The following is a 21,977-nucleotide window of genomic DNA, read 5'->3' on the forward strand; positions in this document are numbered from 1 at the left end:
GGCTTCGGCGTCGACCGGTTTGGTCACGATCACTGGCCACCGTGATCGACCTGATAAGGATGAGGACCAACCTCAAAGCCCGCGTGCGACTGTGCCCCATCCGTGCCTGATAGACCGAGGATTCACGGGAATCGCGGTCATCAACAGGCAACGTGCACGACGAAGGCCCTCGACCGATTTTGCTGGCCAGGGGCCTTCAACCTGCGCGGTGGGTTTGGGATTTGAGCCCATGGTGGCATCGCTGTCACGACGGGTTCTCAAGATCTGTGTCGGGTGCACACCGGACCGCGCGACGGTAGTCGGCGACGGGTGCCGGAGGTCAGTTGCGGCAGCCGGGGACCGTGGTCGGGCTGTTGAGGCAGTTGTTCGGGGTGTTGCGGATGACCACGGTGATACGCAGGGTCACGGTGCCCTGGTTGTTGTAGATGCCGCCGGGGTTCACGCCGCTGGCCGAGTTGCCGCTGATGACGCTGGCGGTCACGGTGGAGGTTCCGCCTGGCTGGGCGGTTACGCCGTTGGCGAGACCGCCGCCGCCGTTCGGCGCGGTGTTGTTGATGAGGGTGCTGCCGTTGACCGTCAGCGTTCCGGTGTTGGCGATGGCACCGCCCACGTTGCCGGCCGTGTTCCCGCTGAGGTTGCTGAAGCTGACGGCCGTGCTGCCGTCGCTGGCGATGGCGCCGCCGTTCACTGCGGCGGTGTTGCCCGTGAAGGCACTCCCGTTCACCTGCGCCTGGGAGCCACCGAAAACGCTGATGCCGCCGCCGAAGTTGGCGTGATTCCTCGCGATCAGGGCGCCGATAAGACTCAGGGAGCCATTGCCGGTGACGACGATGGCGCCACCGGCGCCGTTCTGGATCGAACTGCCCGTGGCGTCGCCGTTGGTGAGGGTGGCTCCTACCAGGGTCAGGTTGCCGCCGTCCACGGTGAGGATACGGAACGTTCCCGACACACGGGTGATCGTGTCGCTGTTGCCGTTGATGACGATCGGCGAGGTGATGGCGGGCAGCTCGGTGGTCAGCCGGTAAGTGCAGCGGGGCGCCAGGTTGAGCGTGTCGCTTCCAGGGATGCTGTTGGCGGTTTCGATGGCGCTCTGCAAGGCGGCCTCGCTGCACGCCACGGGCAGAATCGCGGCCGAAGCGGGGGTGGCCAGCGCGATGGGGGCCAGCGTGGCGACGGTGCCCATACAGAGCACCTTGGCGGTCCGAGCGAGGGACTTACGCGTGAGCATGTCACTCCTTTTGAAGTCGCCCGCCGCGAACGTCCGGCCAACAGGATGGGGCGATGAGGCGCCGCGGGCGGGAGGGCAAGCGAAAGGTGCCCCATGTACCGCACGACATCACATACTTCATCCCGGATTGCGCCTTATGGCCCTGCGCGGTGCTCCCTACGGCCGAACAGGCTCTGGAGCGCATACGGCATGTGAGGACCCCGCACCACAAGCGCACCAGATCCAGCGGGGAAGCACGGGGAAAGCAGCCTGGCCCGGCGAGGCCCCATCTAGACCGTTCACCCAGGTCAGCGCCTGAACCAATCCCAAATGACCGCAGCTTCCCAAGCTGATGGCTTGGCGCCGGCCTCAACCCGATCGGTCGGTGCTGATCGGCTGAGCCCATGGCCGCGGACCCCAGCGAGTACGACGAGGCAATCCCGATCGTTGCAGCCCATCTTGCGAAGATCGAGCGAGCGGTTGACCGGACCCGTGCCTCCACATGCGGGGCAGCCGTTCACGGCGGTCCAGCAGCACGAAGGGGTCGCTTTTCATCAACCGATAGGGGTCGTTCAAGGGCCGGCGACACGCCCCTTCCCGTGCGGCCAGGCTGATCTGCCCCTGTAGCACTGGTCAGCCGTGCATCGCGGTGCTGTAGACGTACAGGGCGATCACACCGGCGACGCAGGTGAGGATCACCCATGAACCGAAACTGGTGTGTTTCCCACTGCCTTTGGGCCGCGCGGCCTTCCCGGACTGATTGGACCGCTTGGACCGCCTGGACCGATTGGACCGCTTGGACCGCCCGGGCGTTGCCCGTCCTGGCGCGACCGGTGCCACATCGGCCGCCGTCTCGGCGAGCAGGCGACGGCAGGTCGCGGCGAGCACGCCTGTACCGGCGGAAAGGGGCACCACAGCCTCCGAACGCGCCGGAGCGGTGGTGCCGCCGTCCAGGATGCGCCCCGCGCGCACGAGGACCTCGTCCCGGCCCCCCGCCGGAGCGAGGCTGATCCACCGCCGTACATGCTCACCCCGGATGACCACACCGCCGGACCGCTCTCGGTACACGGTGTGTTCCCGCCACAATATCTCCGCCAACTCACCGGCCGTGTCTCTCAGTTGCGCACTCACAGAGCCTCCCCCTCCGCCCCGCGGAAAATCGAACAAGCATCGCACTCTAGCGGCAGGCACAGAGCGGGGGTCCAGCAGTCCCCCAGCGGACGCACGAGGAGATCCCCGTCGAGGGGGCGGTCCTTCATTCCTTCTACGGTGACTCGCACGTCGTCGCCGGCCAGGCCCTGTTCCTGTCCGCCGCAGGGCCGTCCGGCCTTCGGGTCACGGTGTGACGATGGCGAAGTCCGGGTCCGGGTCGCCGAGGTGGCCGAGCAGTTCGGTGAGCTTCCCGATGTCGCCGACGACCTTGACGGTGTCCCGGGCCGCGAGTTCGGCCGGGGTGACGGTGCCGAGCAGGACGGCGCGCAGGTCCGCCTCGTCGAGGGTGATCTCGACGTCCGGGCCGGCCGCGGCGGGGCCGGTGCCGGTGACGTGGCCGAGGACGCCGTTGCGCAGGCGCAGGGTGACCGGGTCACCGCCCTTCGGGTTCCAGCGCACGGCGATGTCCGCGTCCCAGCTGCGCGGGCCGTCGAGCCGGATGGCGAGTGCGTCGAAGAGCTGGTCCAGGGTCAGCGCGGCCAGGAGGTCGGGAGACGCGGTGTCGATGGGGGTGCCGACCTTGCCGTGGCGCAGTTCCAGGGCTCCCATGAGGAAGAAGTTGCGCCAGGTGCCGTTCTCGCTGCCGTAGCCGAGCTGTTCCAGTGCGTCGGCCTGGAGAGCGCGGGCTTCGGCGTGGTCCGGGTCGGCGAACACGACGTGGTTGACGACCTGGGCCACCCAGCGGAAGTCCCCGTCGGCGAAGGACTGCCGGGCGCGGCGCAGGACTTCGTCGGCGCCGCCCATGAACTCCACGTACCGGCGGGCGGACTCGGCAGGCGGGTGCTCCCACAGATGCGCCGGGTTGCCGTCGAACCAGCCCAGGTAACGCTGGTAGACGGCCTTGGTGTTGTGGTTGACGGAGCCGTAGTAGCCGTGGGTGTGCCAGGCCCGCTCCAGGGCCGGGGGCATCTGGATCCGCTCGGCGATCTCCACGGAGGTCAGGCCCTGGTTGAGCATGCGCAGGGTCTGGTCGTGGAGGTAGGCGTACAGGTCGCTCTGCTCGGCCAGGAACGCCGTCACGCGCTCGCGGCCCCACACCGGCCAGTGGTGCGAGGCGAAGGCGACCTCGCTGGATTCCGCGAAGAGATCGACCGCCTCGGTGAGGTAGCGGGCCCACACCCGCGGGTCGCGGACCTGGGCACCGCGCAGGGTCAGGAGGTTGTGCAGGTTGTGGGTGGCGTTCTCCGCCATGCACAGCGCCGCGTGGTCGGGGAAGTGGATGTTCACCTCCGCCGGTGCCTCGGTGCCGGGGGTCAGCTGGAAGACCATCCGGATGGAGTCGACGGTCTCCGTCTGCCCGGTGCGGGTGATGTCCACCGTCGGCGGGATCAGGCCGGCCGCACCGGTGGAGGTGGTCTGCCCGAGCCCCGCGCCGATCTGCCCGCGCTCCCCCTTCGGCAGCGCCGCGCCGTACATGTAGGCGGCACGGCGGCCCATGGCCGTACCGGCGTAGACGTTCTCGCTGACGGCGTGTTCCAGGAAGCCCTGCGGGGCGAGGACCGGTACGCCGCCCGCGATGTCCTCGTCGGTCACCACACCGCGTACGCCACCGAAGTGGTCGATGTGACTGTGGGTGTACAGCACACCCGTCACGGGCCGGTCCCTGCGATGGCCGCGGTACAGGGCCAGGCCCGCGGCGGCCGTCTCGGCGCACAGCAACGGATCGATGACGAGGACGCCGCGCTCACCCTCGACGAGCGTCATGTTCGACAGATCGAAGCCGCGCACCTGGTAGATGCCCTCCACGACCTCGAACAGGCCGTGGTCGGAACACAGTCTGCTCTGCCGCCACAGGCTGGGGTTGGCCGTGTCCGGGCAGTCCTGCGCCAGGAAGCCGTAGGCATCCAGGTCCCACACCGTGCGTCCTTCGGCGTCGCGGACGACGCTCTCCGGCGCCGTGCCCATGAAGCCGCGCCGCGCGTCCTGGAAATCCTGGTCGTCGTCGAAGGGGAAACGCCGCCGCACCGACCGGTTGGCCTCCGCGATCCCCGGCTCCGCGGGCTTGGTCTCGGCGGTGTCGATCCCCGGCTCCGCGGGCCTTGTCTCGGTGTTCCAGGGCATGTCGATCTCCCTCGCAGAGGACTCCGGGGCCGGTGGGCTCGGCCCATGCCACCCTCACCCGGGCCTCCCGGCACCACGACCGGGTGTACGCCGTACGGGGGAACGGCGCCCCGAGCTGTACGCGGGCCGACGCGTCCCAGGGCGGTGGGGCCCGGCGGACCGCATGCTCGGTGGAGCGGGTGAACCACCGGCAGGAGAACGAGGGGAGACGGAGGCGCCATGGCGTTCCCGGCATGGCTGGAGCGGCTGCGTGCCCGTGTCGAGCAGCACTTCCCCGTCGTGAGCCAGCTGACGGCCCGGTTGCTGTCGGCGAACCTCCTGGACGCGGCGACCCGGCTCGCCGCCCAGGCGTTCCTGGCCTCCGTGCCCCTGCTGTTCGCGTTCGCCGCCTTCACGCCGGCCGGCGTCCGCGACCAGCTGCTGGAGTCACTGCGCGCCATGTTCGGCCTGACCGGCCAGGCGGACGCGGAACTGAGCCAGGTGCTGGAGAGCTCCGCCGACGGCGGCCTGCACGAGACCAGCGGCACCATCGGTCTGATGGTGACGCTGCTCTCCGCCACCAGTTTCAGCCGCGCCATGGCCCGGGTCTGCGAGCGGGCGTGGCGGCTTCCGAGAGCGGGCACGAGGATCGCGGCCTGGCGCTGGATCGTGTGGCTGCTCGTACTGGTCCTGGTCGTCCTGTTGCAGGGACCGGTACGCGATGGCTTCGGCGTCGGTGCGTGGCTGGGCATCCCGTTGCTCTTCCTCGTGAGCACGGGGGTGTGGCTGTGGACGCAGCACCTGCTGCTGGCCGGCCGCGTCTCCTGGCTGTCACTGCTGCCCGGAGCGGTCCTGGCCTCGGCAGCCACCAGCGCCCTCGCGCTGACCGCCCCGCTCTACCTGCCGGCCGCGCTCAATCGCGCCCTGCACGAGTACGGTTCCCTGGGCCTGGTGCTCACGCTGCTGACCTGGCTGATCGTCGTGTGTGCCGCGATCACCTTCGGGGTGACGATCGGTGCCGTACTGGCGGGGGAACCGCCGCTGAACCGGATTCTGGCCCGGCGTCCGTGACGTCTTCGGCGACGTTCTCAGTGAACAGGCGGAACAGGCGCGCCGGCCGTCACGGCTTCGCCGTCAGGTCGCCCACGGAGTCCGCGTAGTAGGCCGACTCGGCCAGGTGGAAGGCGAGTTGACGGAAGGTCCAGCCGGTTCCGGCCGAGCGGTCGAGCTCGTCGGGCGTCAGGGTGTCCAGACGGTTCGCCCAGATCCTGGCCAGGCGGGTGAGCCGGCTGCGTGCCTCGTCCAGGTCGGCCGCGGTGAACGGGGCCAGGTCGGCCTCGGTGGTGGTCGCCGAGGCGTGCCAGTGGTCGGGCTGTGTCTCCTCGCCCACGATCCGCGCCTCCATCTCCGCGAGATGGTCGACCATGTGGTCGGCGACGCGACGGATCGCCTTGTGCGGGGTGTAGATCCGGTCACCTGCGGGGACGGGGCTGCCGTCCCAGTCGGTCCAGGTCGCGGCGAGGGCCAGGACGTGGTCGACCATGGCCGTCAGGAGCTGAGCGGGGTCACGTTCGTCGGTCGCCGGTGCCTCGTCGACGTTGTCGGGGGTGCTGCCGGGTGCGGAGAGGGTGTCCGGCACGGCAGAGGTGTCCGGCACGGCAGAGGTACCGGGGGCGGCAGAGGTGCCGGGGGCGTGCTCGGTGTTCGTCATGGTTCGACGCTAGATCCGGGACGCTTCGGCCCCCGCCGAACCGTCCCGGATCACGAGGACGTGACGTCCCTCGACCGCGGACGACGGCCCGGGGAGGCGCAGTTCGGGCACCGGTAGCCCTCCTGCTGGACGAAGACCCAGCCCAGCTCCTCGATGTACGGGGAGGCGACGGTCGCGCTGTGCAGCACATGGCCGAACAGGTCCGCCTCGATGTCCGGCGGCGGTTCCGCGATGACCAGGTCGAACACGGCCCGCGCCGAGCAGCGTCCGCGGTCGCACGCGAGGTAGAACCGCACAGGGCCGGGCGGTTCTCCGCCAGTGGTCAGGCTCATGTCTCCACTATGGCCGCGAAACCGGCTCCGTGAGGCCCGTTTCCCGTACGGGCCACAGCCCCTCGAACGCCGGGCCGAGGACCGTCAGCGCAGCTCCTCCGGGCACGGTGTGCCGGGTGACAGCTGGTAGGGGGAGGTCAGCCGGTACACACCCGGGCGCGGCGCGAGCAGTTCCGTCCACTCGTCGCCGTCCGCGTCCTCCTCGGCCTTGAGCAGACAGCCGTTGGTGTTGACGAAGGTCCGCGGAGTGCCCTCGTCCGTACGCTGCTTGGACTCCTCGGTCTCCTGCGGCCGCTCGACGCTGTTGCCCTCGCTGTCGACCAGGGCGAGCCAGGGCGAGTACGGGACACGGATCAGGATCCGGCCCGGCTTCTTCACATGGATGGTCAGCTCGCCCGCGTCGGCCCGGTCCACCGTGGCCGGCGGATCGGCCAGCGGCACCGGGCTGTCCACCTCGAAGAGCCGCCAGTTGGCATCGGACCACACCGGCTTCAGATACGGCAGCCCCTCGTCGACCAGCTGCGCCTCCTGCACCGCGCCGCTGGAGTCCGGCGTCCCCTTGGGCAGCACCACGTAGTGCACCGCCCAACGGTCGAGCCACTGGTGGTAGTTGGTGCTGTTCAGGGTGCCGTCGTAGAAGAGCGGGTTGCGCTCCATGTCCGCCTGCCGGTTCCACCCTCGGGCCAGGTTGACGTACGGCGCGAGCGCGGAGGCCTCCCGGTGGCTGCTCGCGGGCACGACCTCGACCCTGCCCCGCTCGGCGCCGACCTCTTGCAACTCGTTGACCAGCGGGGCCAGCTCACGCGCCCAGGAGGCGGTGGGGGCGGTGCGGACGATGTCGTCGACGCTCTTGAAACCGATCCAGAAGTTCAGCCCGGCGAACGCGACGACCAGGGCGTACCAGCGCCGGGAGCGCGGCTCGGTGTACGGCAGCGCGGCGAGGAACACCACTCCGGCGAACAGCATCGCCATCCTGGTGATGTTCGAGCCGATCTGCGAGTCGATCACATAGGTCAGCAGCGTCCCGACGCCGTACACGGCGGCCGCGGTGCGGACCGTCTTCCAGTCGCGCGGCACGAGGACGAAGACGAGGACCGAGAAGAGGAACGGCAGCGAGAGCGTCGCGATGGACATCGGCTGCGTCCCGGAGAACGGGAACAGCCACGCGGACAGCCCCACCACCGCGACCGGGGCCAGGCCCAGCGCGTACGCGCCGGGGCGCCGCTTGTTCAGGAACAGCGCGGCGGCGACCACGCCCAGGAACAGCCCGGCCACCGGGCTGCTCGCCGTCGCGAGCCCGGCGAGCGGTGCGGCGACGGCCGCCTTCGCCCAGCGCTTGTACCGCCAGCGGTACGGCCAGCAGAACACCGCGGCCGTCGCGCCCACCGCGAACATCATGCCGAGCCCGAACGTCACCCGCCCCGACAGCGCGTTGCACAGATACGCGAACACCCCGGCGAGCGAGCAGGCCAGCGGGTTGCGGACGGCCGGGACCCGGACCAGGATCAGCGCGGTCAGGCCCGCCGACACGGTCCCGGCGATCATCATCGTGGTACGCACGCCGAGCACCGACATCACATACGGCGAGACGACGCTGTACGAGACGGGGTGCATGCCCCCGTACCAGGCGAGGTTGTACGCCGTACCGGGGTGCCGGCCGACGAACTCGGCCCAGGCGTCCTGGGCCGCGAGGTCGCCGCCGCTGTTCGCGAAGAAGAGGAACCAGAGCAGGTGGGTGACGGCGGCGGCAGCCGTCGCGACCGTCACCGGATGCCGCAGCAGCCGTCCGATGCGGGCCTTGCGCGAGGGGTCGGTACGCGACGGGTCGGTACGCGGCGTCGCGAGGGCGTCCCCGGCTTCCGCATCCGGCCGGGCGGTCGTGGTGGTCCGCGTCCGTCCGCCGGTGCTGCTGTCCCTCGTGCCTGTGCTGTCGGCCGCCTCATGGCCGGGCCTCGGCTCCGCAGTGGTCACTACGGCTCTCCCCGTCTCCCCGAATCCGCCCCGCCCCGTGCCCCCAGTAACCCATGCACCTGTGAGGACGCCGTCCGTGCGTCATCGAGTTGCCCCGGGACGCTAACACGTGCGCAGTACAAAAGGGGGCGCCGGGATCGGCGCCCCCTTTTGTCATCGGGTCGTTCCGGCCATCGGGCCGTTGCCCGTCGGCCGGTCAGCCGATCCGGGTCAGCTTGTCCTTGAAGCCCGGCTCGGACAGATCGCTCTGCAGCGCGACGGGCACCTTGACCTGGCTGGTGCCCTCGCCCACGGTGAGCGTGCCGACGTGGGTGCCGGCCGCCGCCGAGTGCGGGATCGTCTTCCCGTCGTCGGTCAGTTCGATCTTGACGGTGAGGCCGGGCCAGCCGACCGCCGGGACGTCCTTGGTCGCGACCACGGGGACGCTGCCGCCGAGGCCGTCCGAGACGGTGCCGACGACGTCGCCCTTCTTCACGACCTTGGCGCTCTCCAGCAGCTCCTGCGTCGCGACCATCACTTCCTTGCTCACCGCGTTCACGGTGTCGATGATGGCCGGCTTGTGCTGGCCCAGCACGGCGCCCACGATGAGCTGGTCGGTGTCGCCGACCATCTTGTGCGCGGCGAAGAGCAGGTTGCCACCGGCCTTGGTGGTGGAGCCGGTCTTGATGCCGAGGGCGCCGTCGTACGGGACGAGGGTGTTGTAGTTCCGGTGGGTCTTGCCCGACGGATCGGTCCACGACGGCAGCTTGGTGATGTCCATCAGCGCCGGGATCTCCACCAGTTTCTGGCCGAGCTTCACCTGGTCCTCGGCCGAGCTGACCGTGGTGGCGTCGAGACCGGACGGGTCGGTGTAGGTGGTGTTGCTCATGCCGAGCGACTTGGCGGTGTCGTTCATCTTCTTGACGAACGCCTTCTCGGAGCCCGCGTCCCAACGCGCCAGCAACCGCGCGATGTTGTTCGCGGAGGGGATCATGATCGCGGAGAGCGCGTCCCGCTCCGTGAGCTCGTCACCGGCCTTGACGGTGTTGAGCGTCGACTCACCCTCCGAGTCCAGCTTGCCGTCCGACTCCGCCTTGGCGTCGACCTTGATGGACGGGCCCTTCTCGCCCCTCTTCAGCGGGTGGTCCTTGAGCACGATGTACGCGGTCATCGCCTTGGCCACGCTGCCGATCGGCACGGCCTTCTGCTCGCCGAACGAGTCCACCTCGCCCAGCCCGGTGGCCGCCATGTAGCCCTGACCCTCGTCGGGCCACGGCAGGGACGGCTTTTCGCCCTCGAAGGTGTACGTGTCCTTCGCCGACATCCGGAGCTCGGGGTCCGGGAGCGGGCGCACCATCTGCGCGATCGCAAAGACGATCAGCAGGAGCAGGACCAGCGGGGTCCAGATCTTGACTCTGCGGACGGCGGTGCGGACCGGCGTCTCCGGCGGCGGGGGCGTGTTCGTCAGCTCGGCCAGCAGGTCGAGCGGCGGCCTGGGCGGCATCGGCTGCTGCGTGGTCCGCTCGGCGGTGGACAGCGCGGCAGGGGCGGCCGGGGCAGCAGGCGTCTCGGGCTTACGGGGCGCGGGCGCCGTCGCCGGCCGTACGTCGGCCTCGCGCAGCGGTACGAACTTACTGGTCCGCTCGGCGGCGGACTCGGGCTTGGACTCGGCCTCCGACTTCGGCTTCGACGGGGGCGGGGTGATCTTCAGCGCGGTGGTCGGCTGGTCGACCCGGGGTGCGGTGGGCGCCCTGAAGATGGCGGTCGGCTGATCGATGCCCTGCTTGTCGTCGGCGTCCTCGGCGTCGCCTGCGTCCTTGGCGTCCTCGGCCGCGTCGGCGTCGTCGGCCTTCTTCTCGCCGGAGGATGCCTCGCCACCGGACGGCTCGTCATCGGACGGCTCGTCCGTGTCGCCCGAGGCATCGGCGTCGTCGGCATCGCTCGACGCAGCCGCCGCGTCGTCCGAGGCGTCGGCCTTCGCGTCCTCGGCCTTCGCGTCGCTGTCCTCCGCGTCGCCGTCCGCGTCGTCCTTCGACACCCAGGCGGCGACGGCCGCACGCAGCCGCGAGTCGCCTTCCCCGGCGCTGCCGCCGCCCTCGGCGCCCTCAGCGGGCTCAGCGCCCTCGACGGGCTCGACGGGCTCCGCCGCCTCCTCGTCCGCTGCGGCATCCGCGGGCTCAACCGAATCCGCGCTCTCCGAGGCCTCAGACGTCTTCTCCGGGCTCTCGGCGTCCATCTCGGCCCCCTCGGCCTCCGCGGCCTCCTCGGCGCCCACAGCGCCGCCAGAGCCCTCGACCTCGACCTCCGCGTCCGTACCCGCGTCCGCCGACGACTCCGAGCCGTCACCGCCCGCAGCATCTTCACGACTCTCGGTGTCGTCACCGCTCTCGGAGCTCTCGCCACCCTCGGACGGCGCCGTGCGGAAGACGGCCGTAGCCGTGTCCGCCTTCGCGCCTTCGCCGTCCTCGGACGGCTTCGTGCGGAAAACAGCCGTCGCCGTGTCCGTCTTGGTACCGGCCGCGTCTTCGGCGGGCGGTTCACGGAAGACGGAAAGCCGCGGATCGCTCTCGCTCCGAGCCGTCCCCGACGACTTCTGCTGCTCCGACTTGTCGGGGGACTCGCCCGCCACCGATGCCTCCTCCATGCGGCGCGGGGGACACCCCCGCGCTGTCCGAACCATCTACCAGTGTCCCGTGTGCAACCACCGGCCCGGCTGCTAGACGGGAACGACATACCTACTGGTTCCCGTACAAAGCCCCCAGGCACTCTCGACAGACCAATGTGAGAGGGGTCACCCTGTCATTCATCCACGCGGGGAGGCATGGATGGGCAGGAGCCGCAGAACAATTCCGGAGGAGCTTCTGCTGCTCGCTCTGGACCCGACCACGGGTACCACAGCGCAGCCGCAGTCGCTCGACCTCGGCCTCGCCGGAGCTCAGCTAGTGGAGCTGGCTCTGGCAGGACGGATAGCCCCTGACGGGGATCGTATCGCCGTGGTGATGCCACGGCCGACAGGAGATCCGACTCTGGACTCCGCACTGGAACTGCTGCGGCGACGCGGCAGCCCGGTTCGGGCGGTCCACTGGATTGGCGGGCCCCGGCTGGGGCTGCGTCAGATCTACCTCGCTCATCTGGAGCGGTGCGGCATGGTGCATGCCGTGGCGGGCCAGATGTGCGGAGTGCTGCCGACGACTCGCTACCAGGCGACGGACACGGCAATCAGCCGGGACATCAGGGCCAGGCTGGACAGTGCGATCCGCACCGGTGTACCGCCGGACCCGCGGACCGCGGCGCTCGCCGCACTGGCCCACGCGGTCGGACTCGGCAAGCACCTGTACCCCGGGAACGAGGGGCGTTCATCGCGCTCCCGGCTCCGGGACCTGATCAGACACGACCCCATGGGCGGACTCGTGGCGCACGCCGTGATGGACGTCCAGAACGGGGCGGTCGCACAGCCGCGCCGCAACCAGGCGGCCGGAGTTCCATTGCAACCGCAAGTGCAGCCGCAGTCACGCCGCGGCAGCATGGCGCACACCGCGGCCCACTAGGCACATCACCCCCCGGGGCCGCACGCACCACAGCACCACAGAACCGCCACGCCGTGGCACCACAGCACGGCCACGCCGTGGCACCGCAGCACCGCTACTCCGCGGCGCCGCAGCACCACAGCACGGCCACGCCGTGGCACCGCAGCACCGCCGCGCGACTGCACGGAAGCACGGCAGCACCAACCGAATACCGCCGCACCGTCGTCCCCGAGGCCCGGTTCGGGAGCCGCACCACGCGCGGGGCAGCCGGAATCATGGCTGCCCCGCGCACATGCGTGTGGCCATTTCCCAGCGCGACCGTGGGCAGTGGTGGCAATCTGCTCAGCAGTAGATACGCACAGCTACACAGCCGGAGGTGCCGTTTCCGTGCCGTCCAACGTCAATCCCACCGTCAGGCGACGCCGGTTGGGCCAGGAATTGCGCCGACTGCGCGAGCTCAAGGGCATGACGGCCGAGGAGGTGGCGGAGCGACTGCTCGTCTCGCAGTCGAAGATCAGCCGCCTGGAGAACGGCCGCCGCTCCATCAGCCAGCGCGATGTCCGCGATCTCTGCGGGGTGTACGAGGTCGCGGACCAGCGGATCGTCGACTCGCTCATGCAGATGGCCAAGGACTCCCGCCAGCAGGGCTGGTGGCACGCCTTCGGCGACATCCCGTACAGCGTCTACATCGGTCTGGAGACCGACGCCGAATCACTGCGGGTGTACGAACCCCAGGTGGTCCCCGGCCTGTTGCAGACCCGGGGCTACGCCGAGGCACTGATCAACGGAGCGCTGCCGGAGGCCCCGCCGTCCGACATCGAAAAGCGCGTCAACGTCCGGGCCCGCCGCCAGGACCGGATCACCGACCCCGAGCACCCGCTGCGACTGTGGGCGGTCATCGACGAGTCCGCGCTGCGCCGGATGGTCGGCGGCAAGCAGGTGATGATCGAACAGCTTGAGCAGTTGGTCGAGCTTTCCCATCTGCCGCATGTCACCGTGCAGGTACTGCCGTTCGAGATGGGCGCGCACCCCGGAATCAACGGGCAGTACGCCGTTCTCGAATTCCCGGACACCGCCGACTCCAGCGTCGTCTATATCGAAGGAGTCACCAGCGATCTCTATCTGGAGAAGGCCCAGGATGTGCAGCGGTACAGCTTCATGTACGAGCATCTGCGGGCACAGGCGCTGAATGTGGAGCAGACGCGCCACTTCATCAACGAGATCATGAAGGGGTACGCCGGGGTCAGCACCGAATGAGCACCGCCTGAGCGCCGGCCGAGCCCCGACCGAGTACCGGCCGAGTACCGGCCGGGCGCCGCGACAAAGCGGCCCGCAAAGTCCGGATTGCTGGAAATGAAGTGATGTTACGGGAGGGGCGGCGGCAAGGTACACCGCCGCCCGCCCCGAGCGGAAGAACTACTTGGTATATACCACTCAGTCGAGTGAACGCCCCCTTCGGTCAAGGAGCTTGGCGAGTAGCGTCCATCACACCAACCGGAACTCGTTGGTGTCATCACGCAACTCTTTGAACCGGAGTGAACATGGCCATTCGTCAGGGTGCTACGGACAAGTGGACGAAGTCCTCGTATTCCGGGGGCAACGGCGCCTGCGTCGAAGTCAAGTCCCCTTTCACCCACGCAATTGACGTACGCGACTCGAAGGACCCCGAGGGCCCCTCGATCACGTTCGTCCCCGCCGCGTGGAACGCATTTGTGCGCGATGCCGGCAAGGGTGCCGTCGACGCCTGATCAATTATTTCTTTCTCGTTCACATCGCGGCATCTTTTCCGGTGTCGTCATCAACCCTCTCGACTGGTCCGCCGTCCTGGCCGAGGGGGCTCGATGCCCGATCCGACGAGCAGCCGGACAATCGGAATGCCTCGTCGGCCCGGGCCACACCCGCACGCATGTGTGGGGCGGACCGGGCCGACGAGCCGGTCCGCCCCACATCGTCACTGCGTCAGCGGTTGATCTCGACGAACCGTATTCCGTCGTTGTTGAGAGGATCGGCATCTGTCGAGCCGACTGGCTGGATGCTGTACCGCACAGCCTCCGGGATGCCGGTGGCCCCCTCGGGGACCTCGACCTTGAAAGTGAAGGTGGCCTGCGCCGGGATGTCCCCGAGATCGCAGGTGACCGTTCCGTCCTTGGCGGGTGTGGCGCACTCCTCGGGCTTCCAGTGCACCGAGTATCCCGGGAACGGCTCCAGCCGGATCTTCCCCTTGGCGGGCTGCGAGCCCTGGTTGCCGTAGTCGAAGTCGTACGTGACCACTCCGTCGGCGTCCGGCTTCGAGGCGCGGGGCGGCGGGAACATGAACAGGTCCACGTCGGCCTCCTTCTCCGCGGCCTTGGTCGCGCTGACGCTGTCGCCCGAGGCGGAACCGCCGGCCGCGCCCTTCTCGACCAGTTCGACGCTCAGCGCGGGCTTCGAGGCGTCCCATGCGCCGTCGGGCGCCTGCAGACGAGCCTTGGTCTTGCCGGACTTGGGAAGGTCGTCGTAGGTGATGCTCACCGTCGACGGGTTCACGCGCGTGCCCCTGCTGGCGACGGCCGCCCAGGTGAACCCGTTCTTCGCGGTCATTCTCAGCTCGGCCCCCGCCGCCGGGCGCTCTCCCTTCCACCCGAAGGTCACGGGGACGGCCAGTCGGCCCCCGCGCGGTACGTTCAACGAGTCCGGGGTCTGCGCGAGGAGGGTGGTGCGGGCGCCGGAGGAGGCGGAGGCAGCGCTCGGCGGGGCCTTCGCGGAAGAGCCGTCGGGCGACGAGCATGCGCTCAGCAGCAGGGTGGCGGAGGCCAGTGCGGCGGCGCAGGCACAGCGGGTGGCGCGTGTACGGGACGGACGTGTGTGCTGGGCAGTCATGTGGTTCGGGTCAATTCCGCGTAGACGATGATGTTGTCGGGCCTGTGGCCGTCGGTGAGGGAGCCGCCGCAGGTGACGACGCGCAGGGTGGCTGTGCTGGTGTCGCCGTAGACCTGCTCGGTGGGAAAGTGGTCCTTGGGGACCTGTTGCAGCTCCCGTACGGTGAACTCGGCCTGCTTGCCGTCCGCCCGGTCGACCAGGATTTTGTCCCCGGGGCGTGTGCGGGAAATGTCGCGCAGCACGGCGGGGCCCTCGACGGTGTCGAAGTGGCCGATGAGCACGGCCGGCCCACGCTCCCCCGGAGTGACCGCTCCGGTGTACCAGCCCATGCGGTCCGCCTGGGCGACAGAGGGCACTTGCACGCTTCCGTCGCTGCGCAGGCCGAGTGGCAACAGCGGCCCCGTGTCCACGCCCGCGGACGCCATGCGGACCCGGACCGGCTCGGACCGGGCCAGCGGGGGTACAGCGGCGGGCGTGGCCGTCGAGGGGGAGGTGTCCTGCCGGGAGGCTGCCACCGGGATGTGCGCGCCGGTGTTGTCGGCCGGGGCACCCAGGCCGCCGTACACGGCGATGCCGATCCCGAGGGCGAGCGAGCCCACGCCCGCCACGGCGGCGCCGGCGGGGCGCCGCGGACGCGAGCCCGCGACGCCCCGTCGGCATGCGTGCCTGCCGGTCATCAGGCGGCGGAGCCGCTGCGACGCCTCATGACGGAGTAGCCGAGGGCCGCGGCACCGAGGGCGGCGACACCGCCGCCTACGGCGATGAGGGAGGTGTTGTTGTCCGTGGCACCCTCGGCACCGGCGTCAACGCCGCCCTTGGGCTTGTCGGCGGTCTGTCCGGCGCCGTTGTCCTTGCCGGAGTCGGAGCCCGCACCGCCCGTGGAAGCCTTGGTGGCCAGACGCTTGCCGTCGGCGCCGACGAGGTACCAGGTGGTCCCGGCGCCGCCCGGGGCGAGACCGTGCCCCTTGACGTCGCCGGCCGCGGCGTCCTTGGCGAAGTAGTACAGCGGCTGGTCGTTGATGGTGAGCTGCTGCTTGCCCTTGGTCGCGGGCTGTACGGAGTCGATGTGTCCGAGTGCACCGGTCACGGCGCCGTCCGCCTCCGGCTTGTCGTCCGCGAGTGCGGCCGGCCAGGCGGTCACGCACTTCTCGTCCTTGCAGGCGGAGGTGCCCGCGGAGTCCTTCTCCCAGACGTAGAGAGCGTTGCCGTCCGAGTCGGCGAGCGCCTTGCCGTACTGGGTGTCGATCAGTTTGAGTTCGCCGGTCTCGGTGGACTCGGTGAGCGCGAGCGCGCTGGGGGCGCCGAGGCCGACAAGAAGGAAGGCGGCCGCCGTCGTGGTCGCGAGGCGCTTGCTGATCATGCTGTCACTCCTGTTGGTGTTGTTCTGCTGTGCGAGGGCCGGCAGGTCTGGACCGAACTGCCGTACCGGAGGGGAGAAGCAAGGGAGCCGCGGCAGCCAGTGCCGCGGCGGGCAACGTTTGCCCGTGAAGGAGCGGCACGCGGTGCGTGCTCTCGGCGTGCTGGCCGGAAGTCCTCGTACTGGCTGTACTCGGGCTTTCGGACGGTGCGGCGAGAGCGCGTGCCGGGCGTCACGACGGGGCGAACGTTGTCTGCCGGGGCGCTAGATATGACGTTTCGTCAGATCCTGTTGCTCGGCGTCGAGAATGCTGATGCGGACGATGTCCTGGGCCTTGATGCCCGTCGCACCGGTGATGTTGACCTTGCCGTTGTCGGGGCTGACCCAGGCCGCTGCCACTTCCTTGCGGCCGTCACGGTTCTCGGTCACGAGCGTCACGCGCTCGTGCGGCGGAAGATCGCGCAGAGTGAGGCGCACCTCGGTGCCCCAGGGCCGGGAAGCCAGCTCGGCGCTACCGGAGACCTGGCCGGGGGCTCCGCCGAGAGGCATGTCGCGTACGGCGGCGGCCTGCGGCGGCGCACTGTCGCCGTACGTGGTGGCACCGAGAGCGAAGCCGACACCCGCGGCGCAGGCGGCCAGGGCGAGCCCGGCCGCAGCCAGTCGCCATCTCATCGGCCGTGACACAGGCGCCGCGGGCTCGACCCGGTCCGAAAGTACCTGTGGGCCGCCTGCGGCCAGGGCCTCAGGGACGTCGAACAGTGCGTCGCAGGCACGGCTGCACTCGTCGCAGGCCAGCAGATGAGCGTCGGTACGAGCCTGGTCATGGGCGCTGAGCCCACCGAGTACGTATGCCCCGAGCCACCCGCTGACCTGGGCGTGTTCGGACGATGGACCCAGTCGCGCGTCATCCGGGCCGGATGCGCTCACGGTACGAGCCCCTGGCCCTGCAGGGCGGCACGCAGGGCACGGGCGCCGTAGTAGGCACGGGACTTGACGGTCCCCTCGGGGATACCGATGCGTTCAGCGGTCTCCGCCACGGTGCGTCCGTGGTAGTAAAGATCCACAACTACCTCTCGATGGGATGGGGTGAGCTGGTCGAGTGCCGCGCGCACAGACCAGACGTCCGCGAGCCGGTCGGTCTCCGCGACCGGCAGGCTCGTCGCGTCACTGAGAGCGACCAGCTCCTCGTGACCCCGGGGCACTGCGGGTCGCCGGCTCTCGGCCCGGTGGTGGTCGACGAGCACGCTGCGCGCGATGGTGAACAGCCAGGACCGGATCTGGGCAGGCGTGTACTGACTGTCGGATTCGGGAGCGCCCGAGCGCCAAGCCCGCAGGAAGGTCTCCTGGAACATGTCCTCGGCCTGGTGCCTGTCCCGCCAACGCGAATTGAGGTACGCGCGCACCACAGGGCCGAACTCCTGCTGGAGCGCCTCGACGCTGCGGATCGCCTCGGTCAACGGGTTGCCACAGCAGCCGCTGCCTGCTGGCGGGGTGGGTTCCTGTGCATGTCGACTCCTGGGTCGCGGCATTTACCTTGCTCAGCACCTGGAACGACGTGCCCGGACGCACGGTTCAACCGGGGACAAATTTCTTTCGACCCTACTTCTGACGAGATCGCTGCCGCCCTTCGCTGCCTCGCCGAGCTGTCTCGCCGAACCGGGGGCGCGCAGGCACTGACGCCGAGCGACAGGGGGTCGGCCCTCACCGCTGAGGCGTCCGCAGGACGCACTGACGAGATTCACACACAGGGTGGGGAAGCGGCGACGGAAGGTGGTGTGTCATCGGCCACGACGAGCGACGCGCTGCCGGACGGCCTCGCTCCAGTGATCCGTCGCCGTACTCGCGGGGTGACTCCTTCGGGAAAGGTCACACCTGGAAAGGTCACACCTCTTTCATGGCACTCCCCGACCGCAGCCGATCGACGTACAGATCGGTGCCCGGCACCGTCGGGATGAACGGCGCCACCAGCTCCACCCGCCCCAGGCCGGATTCCGCGACCGCCGCGTCGAGTCCGACGAAGTGCTCCGCCCAGCACTCCCCCGGGTCCTCCTGGAGGAACCACAGCAGGGTCAGCCGGGTGTCGACGCCCTCGACCTGCTTCACATAGCTCATCCGGTCGCCGGGCAGCGGTGTGGGGCGGAAGACGGTCACCATCGCCGCCGGAGAGCCGGCCAGCCGTTTCGGCAGATGCCGCGACCGCAGCCACTCCAGCAGCTCGGCCCGCTCCTTTGCCCCTTCGGCGTCGATCACTTCGAGGACCAGCCCCCGGTAGGGGTGGTCGAGGGCGTGGAAGTCCCGGGGCCCCGCCGCACCGTCCCGGTAGACCGTCGCCTCGTGGTCCTGGAAGGCCGTGAACACATGGGTCCGGCCCTGGTGGACCCGGCCGTCCCGGTTGAGCCTCTTGTTGATGCCGACGGTCCACCTCATGTGGTCGTCGTAGCGCCCGTCCGTCACCCAGTACGTCGACAGGTAGCAGCCGGCCGTGACGGGCTGCGCGACGGCGGACGTCTCCGGGTAGCGCAGCTCTTGGAGCTCCCGGGTGGCCACCCAGCGCCGCCCGGCGAACATCCAGGGCATCGCCATCGCGCCCGCGTAGTAGTGGTCGTCCTCGTACCAGCGGTTGTACGCGTACTCCTGGCCCGGGTGCGGTTCGACCATGGTGATCAGCGCATGGCCGGGATGGACGCCGTACGGCCCCAGCGCGGCCAGTTCGGCGTAGGTGTCGCTCCGCGTCTCGTCGCTCATGCCGTTCCCCTTCCGTACTCCGCAGCGGCGTCCTACTCTGACGCCCCGTCAGACGAACTGCCAGAGCCGGGAGGCCGCCGATGTTGCTCGCGGGGAAGACCGTCATCGTGTCCGGGGTGGGCGCGGGGCTCGGGCACCAGGTCGCGGCAGCGGTCGTGCGGGACGGCGGCAACGCGGTACTCGGGGCGCGTACCGCCGAGAACCTCGCCAGGACCGCCGCGAAGGTCGACCCGGACGGCCGGCACACGGCCAGGCTGGCCACCGACATCACCGACGAGGCGCAGTGCGGGGCGCTCGCCGCGCTGGCGCTGAAGCGGTTCGGGCGGATCGACGCGGTGGTCCATGTCGCCGCCTGGGACAGCTACTTCGGCGGGATCGAGAATGCCGACTTCGCCACCTGGCAGTCGGTGATCGATGTCAATCTGCTCGGCACGCTGCGGATGACCCGCGCCTGTCTGCCCGGCCTCAAGGAACGTGGCGGCTCGGTGGTGATCATAGGTACGCAGTCCTCGGTGGCCGCGCCGTCCCAGGTCCAGCAGGCGGCGTACGCGGCCTCGAAGGGGGCGCTCACCTCGGCCATGTACTCCATGGCGCAGGAGCTGGGCCCGCACCGGATCAGGGTGAACACGGTGCTGCCGGGCTGGATGTGGGGGCCACCGGTGCAGGCGTACGTACGGTTCACGGCGGACAGCGAGGGGGTGCCCGAGGCCGAGGTGCTGGGCAGGCTCACCGAACGCATGGCGCTCCCGGAGCCGGCCACCGACGGCGACGTCGCCGAGGCGGCCGTGTTCCTGGCCTCGGACCGGGCGCGGGCGATCACCGGACAGTCGCTCCTGGTCAACGCGGGCGAGCTGATGCGCTGAGGGCTGTCCCGCAGGCCCGTCTCCTGCGATTGAGCCGTCCTCTTCGCCGCACAGGACTTCTCCCGGGGACGCGGCGGCCAGAAAGGCCGCAAAGGCCGCAATGGGTGCAATGGGCGCGATGGACTGGCGCCAGCCGCTCGGCGGGGCGCGGGTGGGGCCGGCAGCGGGTGAAGCCGGCACGGGCTGTACGTGTCAGGGCGTCAGGCGCGCGGGTAGCGGGCCAGCCAGCCCGGTGCGGCGGCCGACGGGCTGTGCAGGGCGGGCCCCTGTGTCATCTCCATGGCGAAGTCGTCCGCCAGTTCCAGCACCGTTGCCCTGCCCTCCAGTTCGCAGAGCCAGGCGGGCGGCAGCGCGGTCTCGCCGTGCAGCGCGCCGAGCAGCGCCCCGCACAGCGCCCCGGTCGCCGCGGAGGGCCCGCCGTGGTTGACGGCCAGCCGCAGCCCGTGGCGTATGTCCTCGCCGACCAGCGCGCAGTACACGGCGACGGCGAGGACCTCCTCCGCGGCGTCCGTGGTCCCCAGCGACTCGATCAGGGCGGGCCCCGGAACGCCCTGGCGCACGGTGTCGAGGGCCTGCGTCAGCGCCTCGGTGACCGGTTCGTGCCCCGGGCGTTCGGCGAGCAGGCCCAGCGCGTGCTGCACGGAGCCGTCCAGGGTCTCGCCCCGGGCCAGGCCGTGCACCATGACGGCGAGGGCGCCCGCGGAGAGCAGCGCGGTGGGGTGGCCGTGGGTCTGGGCCGCGCACTCGACGGCGAGTTGGAGGACGAGCTGGGGCTCCCAGCCGACGAGCAGCCCGAACGGCACCGACCGGGTGAGGGCCGCCGAGTCCCGCGCCTGGGGGTTCTTGGGCTTGTCGAGGGTGCCCATGGCGGCGTCGCCGAATCCGGTCAGGCATTCCCGGGTCGGGCCCCGGCGGGCGTACAGCCACTCCTGCAGGGCGAGCCAGCCGTTGTCCTCGCGGCGCTCGTCGGGCCCCCAGTCGTGCTGGGTGGCCACCCACCGCAGATGGGCCCGGTGCACATCGGTGGGCGGGTGCCAGGCCCCGATGTCGCGGCGGACCTGCGCGCGAATCAGCCCGTCGACGGTGAAGAGGGTGAGCTGGGTGACGGCGGTGACGGTGCCGCGTCCGCCGTGCACGGGCACCAGGTCGGTGACGGCGTCGTCGCCGTGGGCCGCCCGGATCTCTTCGAGCGTGAGCCCGTCGACCCCCGCGCCGAGCGTGTCGCCGATGGCCCCGCCCAGCAGTGCGCCGCGCACCCGGCTGCGGAAGTCCTGCTGCTCGGCCCGGCCCCACACAGCCAAGGTCCCTGTGCTCACCGTGCCCCTCCCCCGTCGGCCCGAGATCCGGCCTGCCTGCGACTGCGCAGCACTGTAATCGAACAGGAACCGTCGGTAGAGGCCGCGGAATCGGGTACGCGTGGGTATGTGCGCAGTTGGCCGACAGAAAAATACTGGCGGGTTTCGGCGATGAGTTTGCGGGGCCCTGGGAGTCTCTGCCTGTACCGACAAGCGCAGGAGGAGACACGTGACTCAGCTGCTGAGAGTCCAGAACTTCAACGTTTCGAGCGACGGATTCGGCGCCGGCGAGAACCCGAGTCCGGAACGGCCCTTCGGCGACGCCGATCCCGGGGCGATGTTCTCCTGGGCCGGAGCCACGGCGAGCTGGCCCATGCGTACCGACCCCGGGGGCAGCCGGGGCCTGGACGACTACCTCACGCGGGACTACGCACGCAATATCGGCGCCGAGATCATGGGCCGCGGCAAGTTCGGGCCCCAGCGCGGTCCCTGGGAGAACCTCGACTGGCGTGGCTGGTGGGGCGACGAGCCCCCGTTCCGCACCCCGGTGTTCGTGATGACCCACCACGAGCGCCCTTCGTTCACGCTCTCCGACACCACGTTCCACTTCGTCGACGCCGACCCGGCCACGGTCCTCGAACGGGCGCGGGAAGCGGCGCAGGGCAAGGACGTCCGGCTCGGCGGCGGGGCCACCACCATCCGGGAGTTCCTCGACGCCGACCTCGTCGACACCCTGCATGTGGCGGTCTCGCCGGGGGAGCTGGGCTCCGGGTCACGGCTGTGGAAGTCGCCCGACGAGCTGCTCGACCGGTTCCACCTGGATGTCGTGCCCAGCGCGAGCGGCGTGACGCACCACCTGTTCTGGCGGAAGTGACACGG

At 70.1% G+C, this 21,977-nt stretch carries 20 protein-coding genes and 1 pseudogene; 6 read left to right on the plus strand and 15 right to left on the minus strand.

All coding sequences use genetic code 11. The annotated features are described in order from the left end of the window. Positions 1-319: 319 nt before the first annotated feature. From ACWCQ6_RS03360 to ACWCQ6_RS03370, 3 genes are all read right to left on the minus strand, one after another. A complete protein-coding gene (locus tag ACWCQ6_RS03360; protein WP_451085073.1) occupies positions 320-1,183 on the minus strand; it encodes a hypothetical protein in 864 nt (287 codons plus the stop codon). A gap of 657 nt (positions 1,184-1,840) precedes the next feature. Further along, complete coding sequence (locus tag ACWCQ6_RS03365; protein ID WP_451085074.1) at positions 1,841-2,338, minus strand: hypothetical protein; 498 nt, start codon at positions 2,336-2,338, stop codon at positions 1,841-1,843. Between the two features lie 204 nt (positions 2,339-2,542). Continuing rightward, positions 2,543-4,480 carry an alkyl/aryl-sulfatase gene (locus ACWCQ6_RS03370; RefSeq protein ID WP_451085075.1) on the minus strand — a complete coding sequence of 646 codons (1,938 nt, stop codon included), beginning with the start codon at positions 4,478-4,480 and terminating at the stop codon, positions 2,543-2,545. 219 nt (positions 4,481-4,699) lie between these two features. On the opposite strand from ACWCQ6_RS03370, the gene ACWCQ6_RS03375 reads away from it, so the two are divergent. Then, entirely contained in the window at positions 4,700-5,530 is an 831-nt protein-coding gene (locus ACWCQ6_RS03375; RefSeq protein WP_451085076.1) for a YhjD/YihY/BrkB family envelope integrity protein, read from the plus strand. A 49-nt stretch (positions 5,531-5,579) separates the two neighbouring features. Here ACWCQ6_RS03375 and ACWCQ6_RS03380 read toward each other — a convergent pair whose 3' ends face one another. The 4 genes from ACWCQ6_RS03380 to ACWCQ6_RS03395 all read right to left on the minus strand — a co-directional run bounded on the left by ACWCQ6_RS03380 (position 5,580) and on the right by ACWCQ6_RS03395 (position 11,096). Then, positions 5,580-6,002 (minus strand): hypothetical protein, encoded by a 423-nt coding sequence (locus ACWCQ6_RS03380; protein WP_451085118.1) that lies wholly within the window; start codon positions 6,000-6,002, stop codon positions 5,580-5,582. A gap of 218 nt (positions 6,003-6,220) precedes the next feature. Continuing rightward, a complete protein-coding gene (locus ACWCQ6_RS03385; protein WP_451085077.1) occupies positions 6,221-6,502 on the minus strand; it encodes a hypothetical protein in 282 nt (93 codons plus the stop codon). 84 nt (positions 6,503-6,586) lie between these two features. After that, positions 6,587-8,473 (minus strand): MFS transporter, encoded by a 1,887-nt coding sequence (locus ACWCQ6_RS03390; protein WP_451085078.1) that lies wholly within the window; start codon positions 8,471-8,473, stop codon positions 6,587-6,589. Positions 8,474-8,669: 196 nt separating this feature from the next. Next, positions 8,670-11,096 (minus strand): D-alanyl-D-alanine carboxypeptidase, encoded by a 2,427-nt coding sequence (locus ACWCQ6_RS03395; protein ID WP_451085079.1) that lies wholly within the window; start codon positions 11,094-11,096, stop codon positions 8,670-8,672. Positions 11,097-11,277: 181 nt separating this feature from the next. Here ACWCQ6_RS03395 and ACWCQ6_RS03400 point away from each other — a divergent pair, with 181 nt between their 5' ends. From ACWCQ6_RS03400 to ACWCQ6_RS03410, 3 genes are all read left to right on the plus strand, one after another. Beyond that, positions 11,278-12,000: a GOLPH3/VPS74 family protein gene (locus ACWCQ6_RS03400; RefSeq protein ID WP_451085080.1), complete on the plus strand. Its 723-nt coding sequence runs from the start codon at positions 11,278-11,280 to the stop codon at positions 11,998-12,000. A 366-nt stretch (positions 12,001-12,366) separates the two neighbouring features. Further along, positions 12,367-13,236: a helix-turn-helix domain-containing protein gene (locus ACWCQ6_RS03405; RefSeq protein WP_451085081.1), complete on the plus strand. Its 870-nt coding sequence runs from the start codon at positions 12,367-12,369 to the stop codon at positions 13,234-13,236. Positions 13,237-13,520: 284 nt separating this feature from the next. Then, the gene (locus tag ACWCQ6_RS03410; protein ID WP_451085082.1) at positions 13,521-13,727 is read left to right on the plus strand and encodes a DUF397 domain-containing protein; all 207 of its coding nucleotides are present in this window, start codon (positions 13,521-13,523) and stop codon (positions 13,725-13,727) included. A gap of 211 nt (positions 13,728-13,938) precedes the next feature. Here the strand turns inward: ACWCQ6_RS03410 and ACWCQ6_RS03415 are convergent, their stop codons facing one another. The 7 genes and pseudogenes from ACWCQ6_RS03415 to ACWCQ6_RS03445 all read right to left on the minus strand — a co-directional run bounded on the left by ACWCQ6_RS03415 (position 13,939) and on the right by ACWCQ6_RS03445 (position 18,940). Continuing rightward, positions 13,939-14,838: a hypothetical protein gene (locus ACWCQ6_RS03415; RefSeq protein ID WP_451085083.1), complete on the minus strand. Its 900-nt coding sequence runs from the start codon at positions 14,836-14,838 to the stop codon at positions 13,939-13,941. Next, on the minus strand, positions 14,835-15,515 hold the full coding sequence (locus tag ACWCQ6_RS03420; protein ID WP_451085084.1) for a class F sortase: 681 nt from the start codon (positions 15,513-15,515) through the stop codon (positions 14,835-14,837). The genes ACWCQ6_RS03415 and ACWCQ6_RS03420 overlap by 4 nt, the downstream gene beginning before the upstream one ends. After that, positions 15,515-16,198: a COG4315 family predicted lipoprotein gene (locus ACWCQ6_RS03425; protein WP_451085085.1), complete on the minus strand. Its 684-nt coding sequence runs from the start codon at positions 16,196-16,198 to the stop codon at positions 15,515-15,517. Before ACWCQ6_RS03425 ends, ACWCQ6_RS03420 begins: the two co-directional genes overlap by 1 nt. Positions 16,199-16,459: 261 nt before the next feature. Then, entirely contained in the window at positions 16,460-16,867 is a 408-nt protein-coding gene (locus ACWCQ6_RS03430; protein ID WP_451085122.1) for a hypothetical protein, read from the minus strand. 117 nt (positions 16,868-16,984) lie between these two features. Continuing rightward, positions 16,985-17,122, minus strand: a pseudogene (locus tag ACWCQ6_RS03435) (hypothetical protein); the annotation flags it as partial. Beyond that, positions 17,119-17,652, minus strand: a complete 534-nt coding sequence (locus ACWCQ6_RS03440) for a sigma-70 family RNA polymerase sigma factor (RefSeq protein WP_451085086.1) — start codon at positions 17,650-17,652, stop codon at positions 17,119-17,121. The gene ACWCQ6_RS03440 and the pseudogene ACWCQ6_RS03435, both read right to left, overlap by 4 nt. A gap of 424 nt (positions 17,653-18,076) precedes the next feature. Next, positions 18,077-18,940, minus strand: a complete 864-nt coding sequence (locus ACWCQ6_RS03445) for a hypothetical protein (protein WP_451085087.1) — start codon at positions 18,938-18,940, stop codon at positions 18,077-18,079. Positions 18,941-19,020: 80 nt separating this feature from the next. Here ACWCQ6_RS03445 and ACWCQ6_RS03450 point away from each other — a divergent pair, with 80 nt between their 5' ends. After that, a complete protein-coding gene (locus ACWCQ6_RS03450; protein ID WP_451085088.1) occupies positions 19,021-19,803 on the plus strand; it encodes an SDR family oxidoreductase in 783 nt (260 codons plus the stop codon). Positions 19,804-20,003: 200 nt separating this feature from the next. On the opposite strand, the gene ACWCQ6_RS03455 is transcribed toward ACWCQ6_RS03450, so the two are convergent. Next, entirely contained in the window at positions 20,004-21,119 is a 1,116-nt protein-coding gene (locus ACWCQ6_RS03455) for an ADP-ribosylglycohydrolase family protein (protein ID WP_451085089.1), read from the minus strand. 208 nt (positions 21,120-21,327) lie between these two features. On the opposite strand from ACWCQ6_RS03455, the gene ACWCQ6_RS03460 reads away from it, so the two are divergent. Then, positions 21,328-21,972 (plus strand): dihydrofolate reductase family protein, encoded by a 645-nt coding sequence (locus ACWCQ6_RS03460; protein WP_451085090.1) that lies wholly within the window; start codon positions 21,328-21,330, stop codon positions 21,970-21,972. The last annotated feature ends 5 nt before the right edge of the window (positions 21,973-21,977 follow it).

The organism is Streptomyces sp. NPDC001880 (assembly GCF_053594575.1).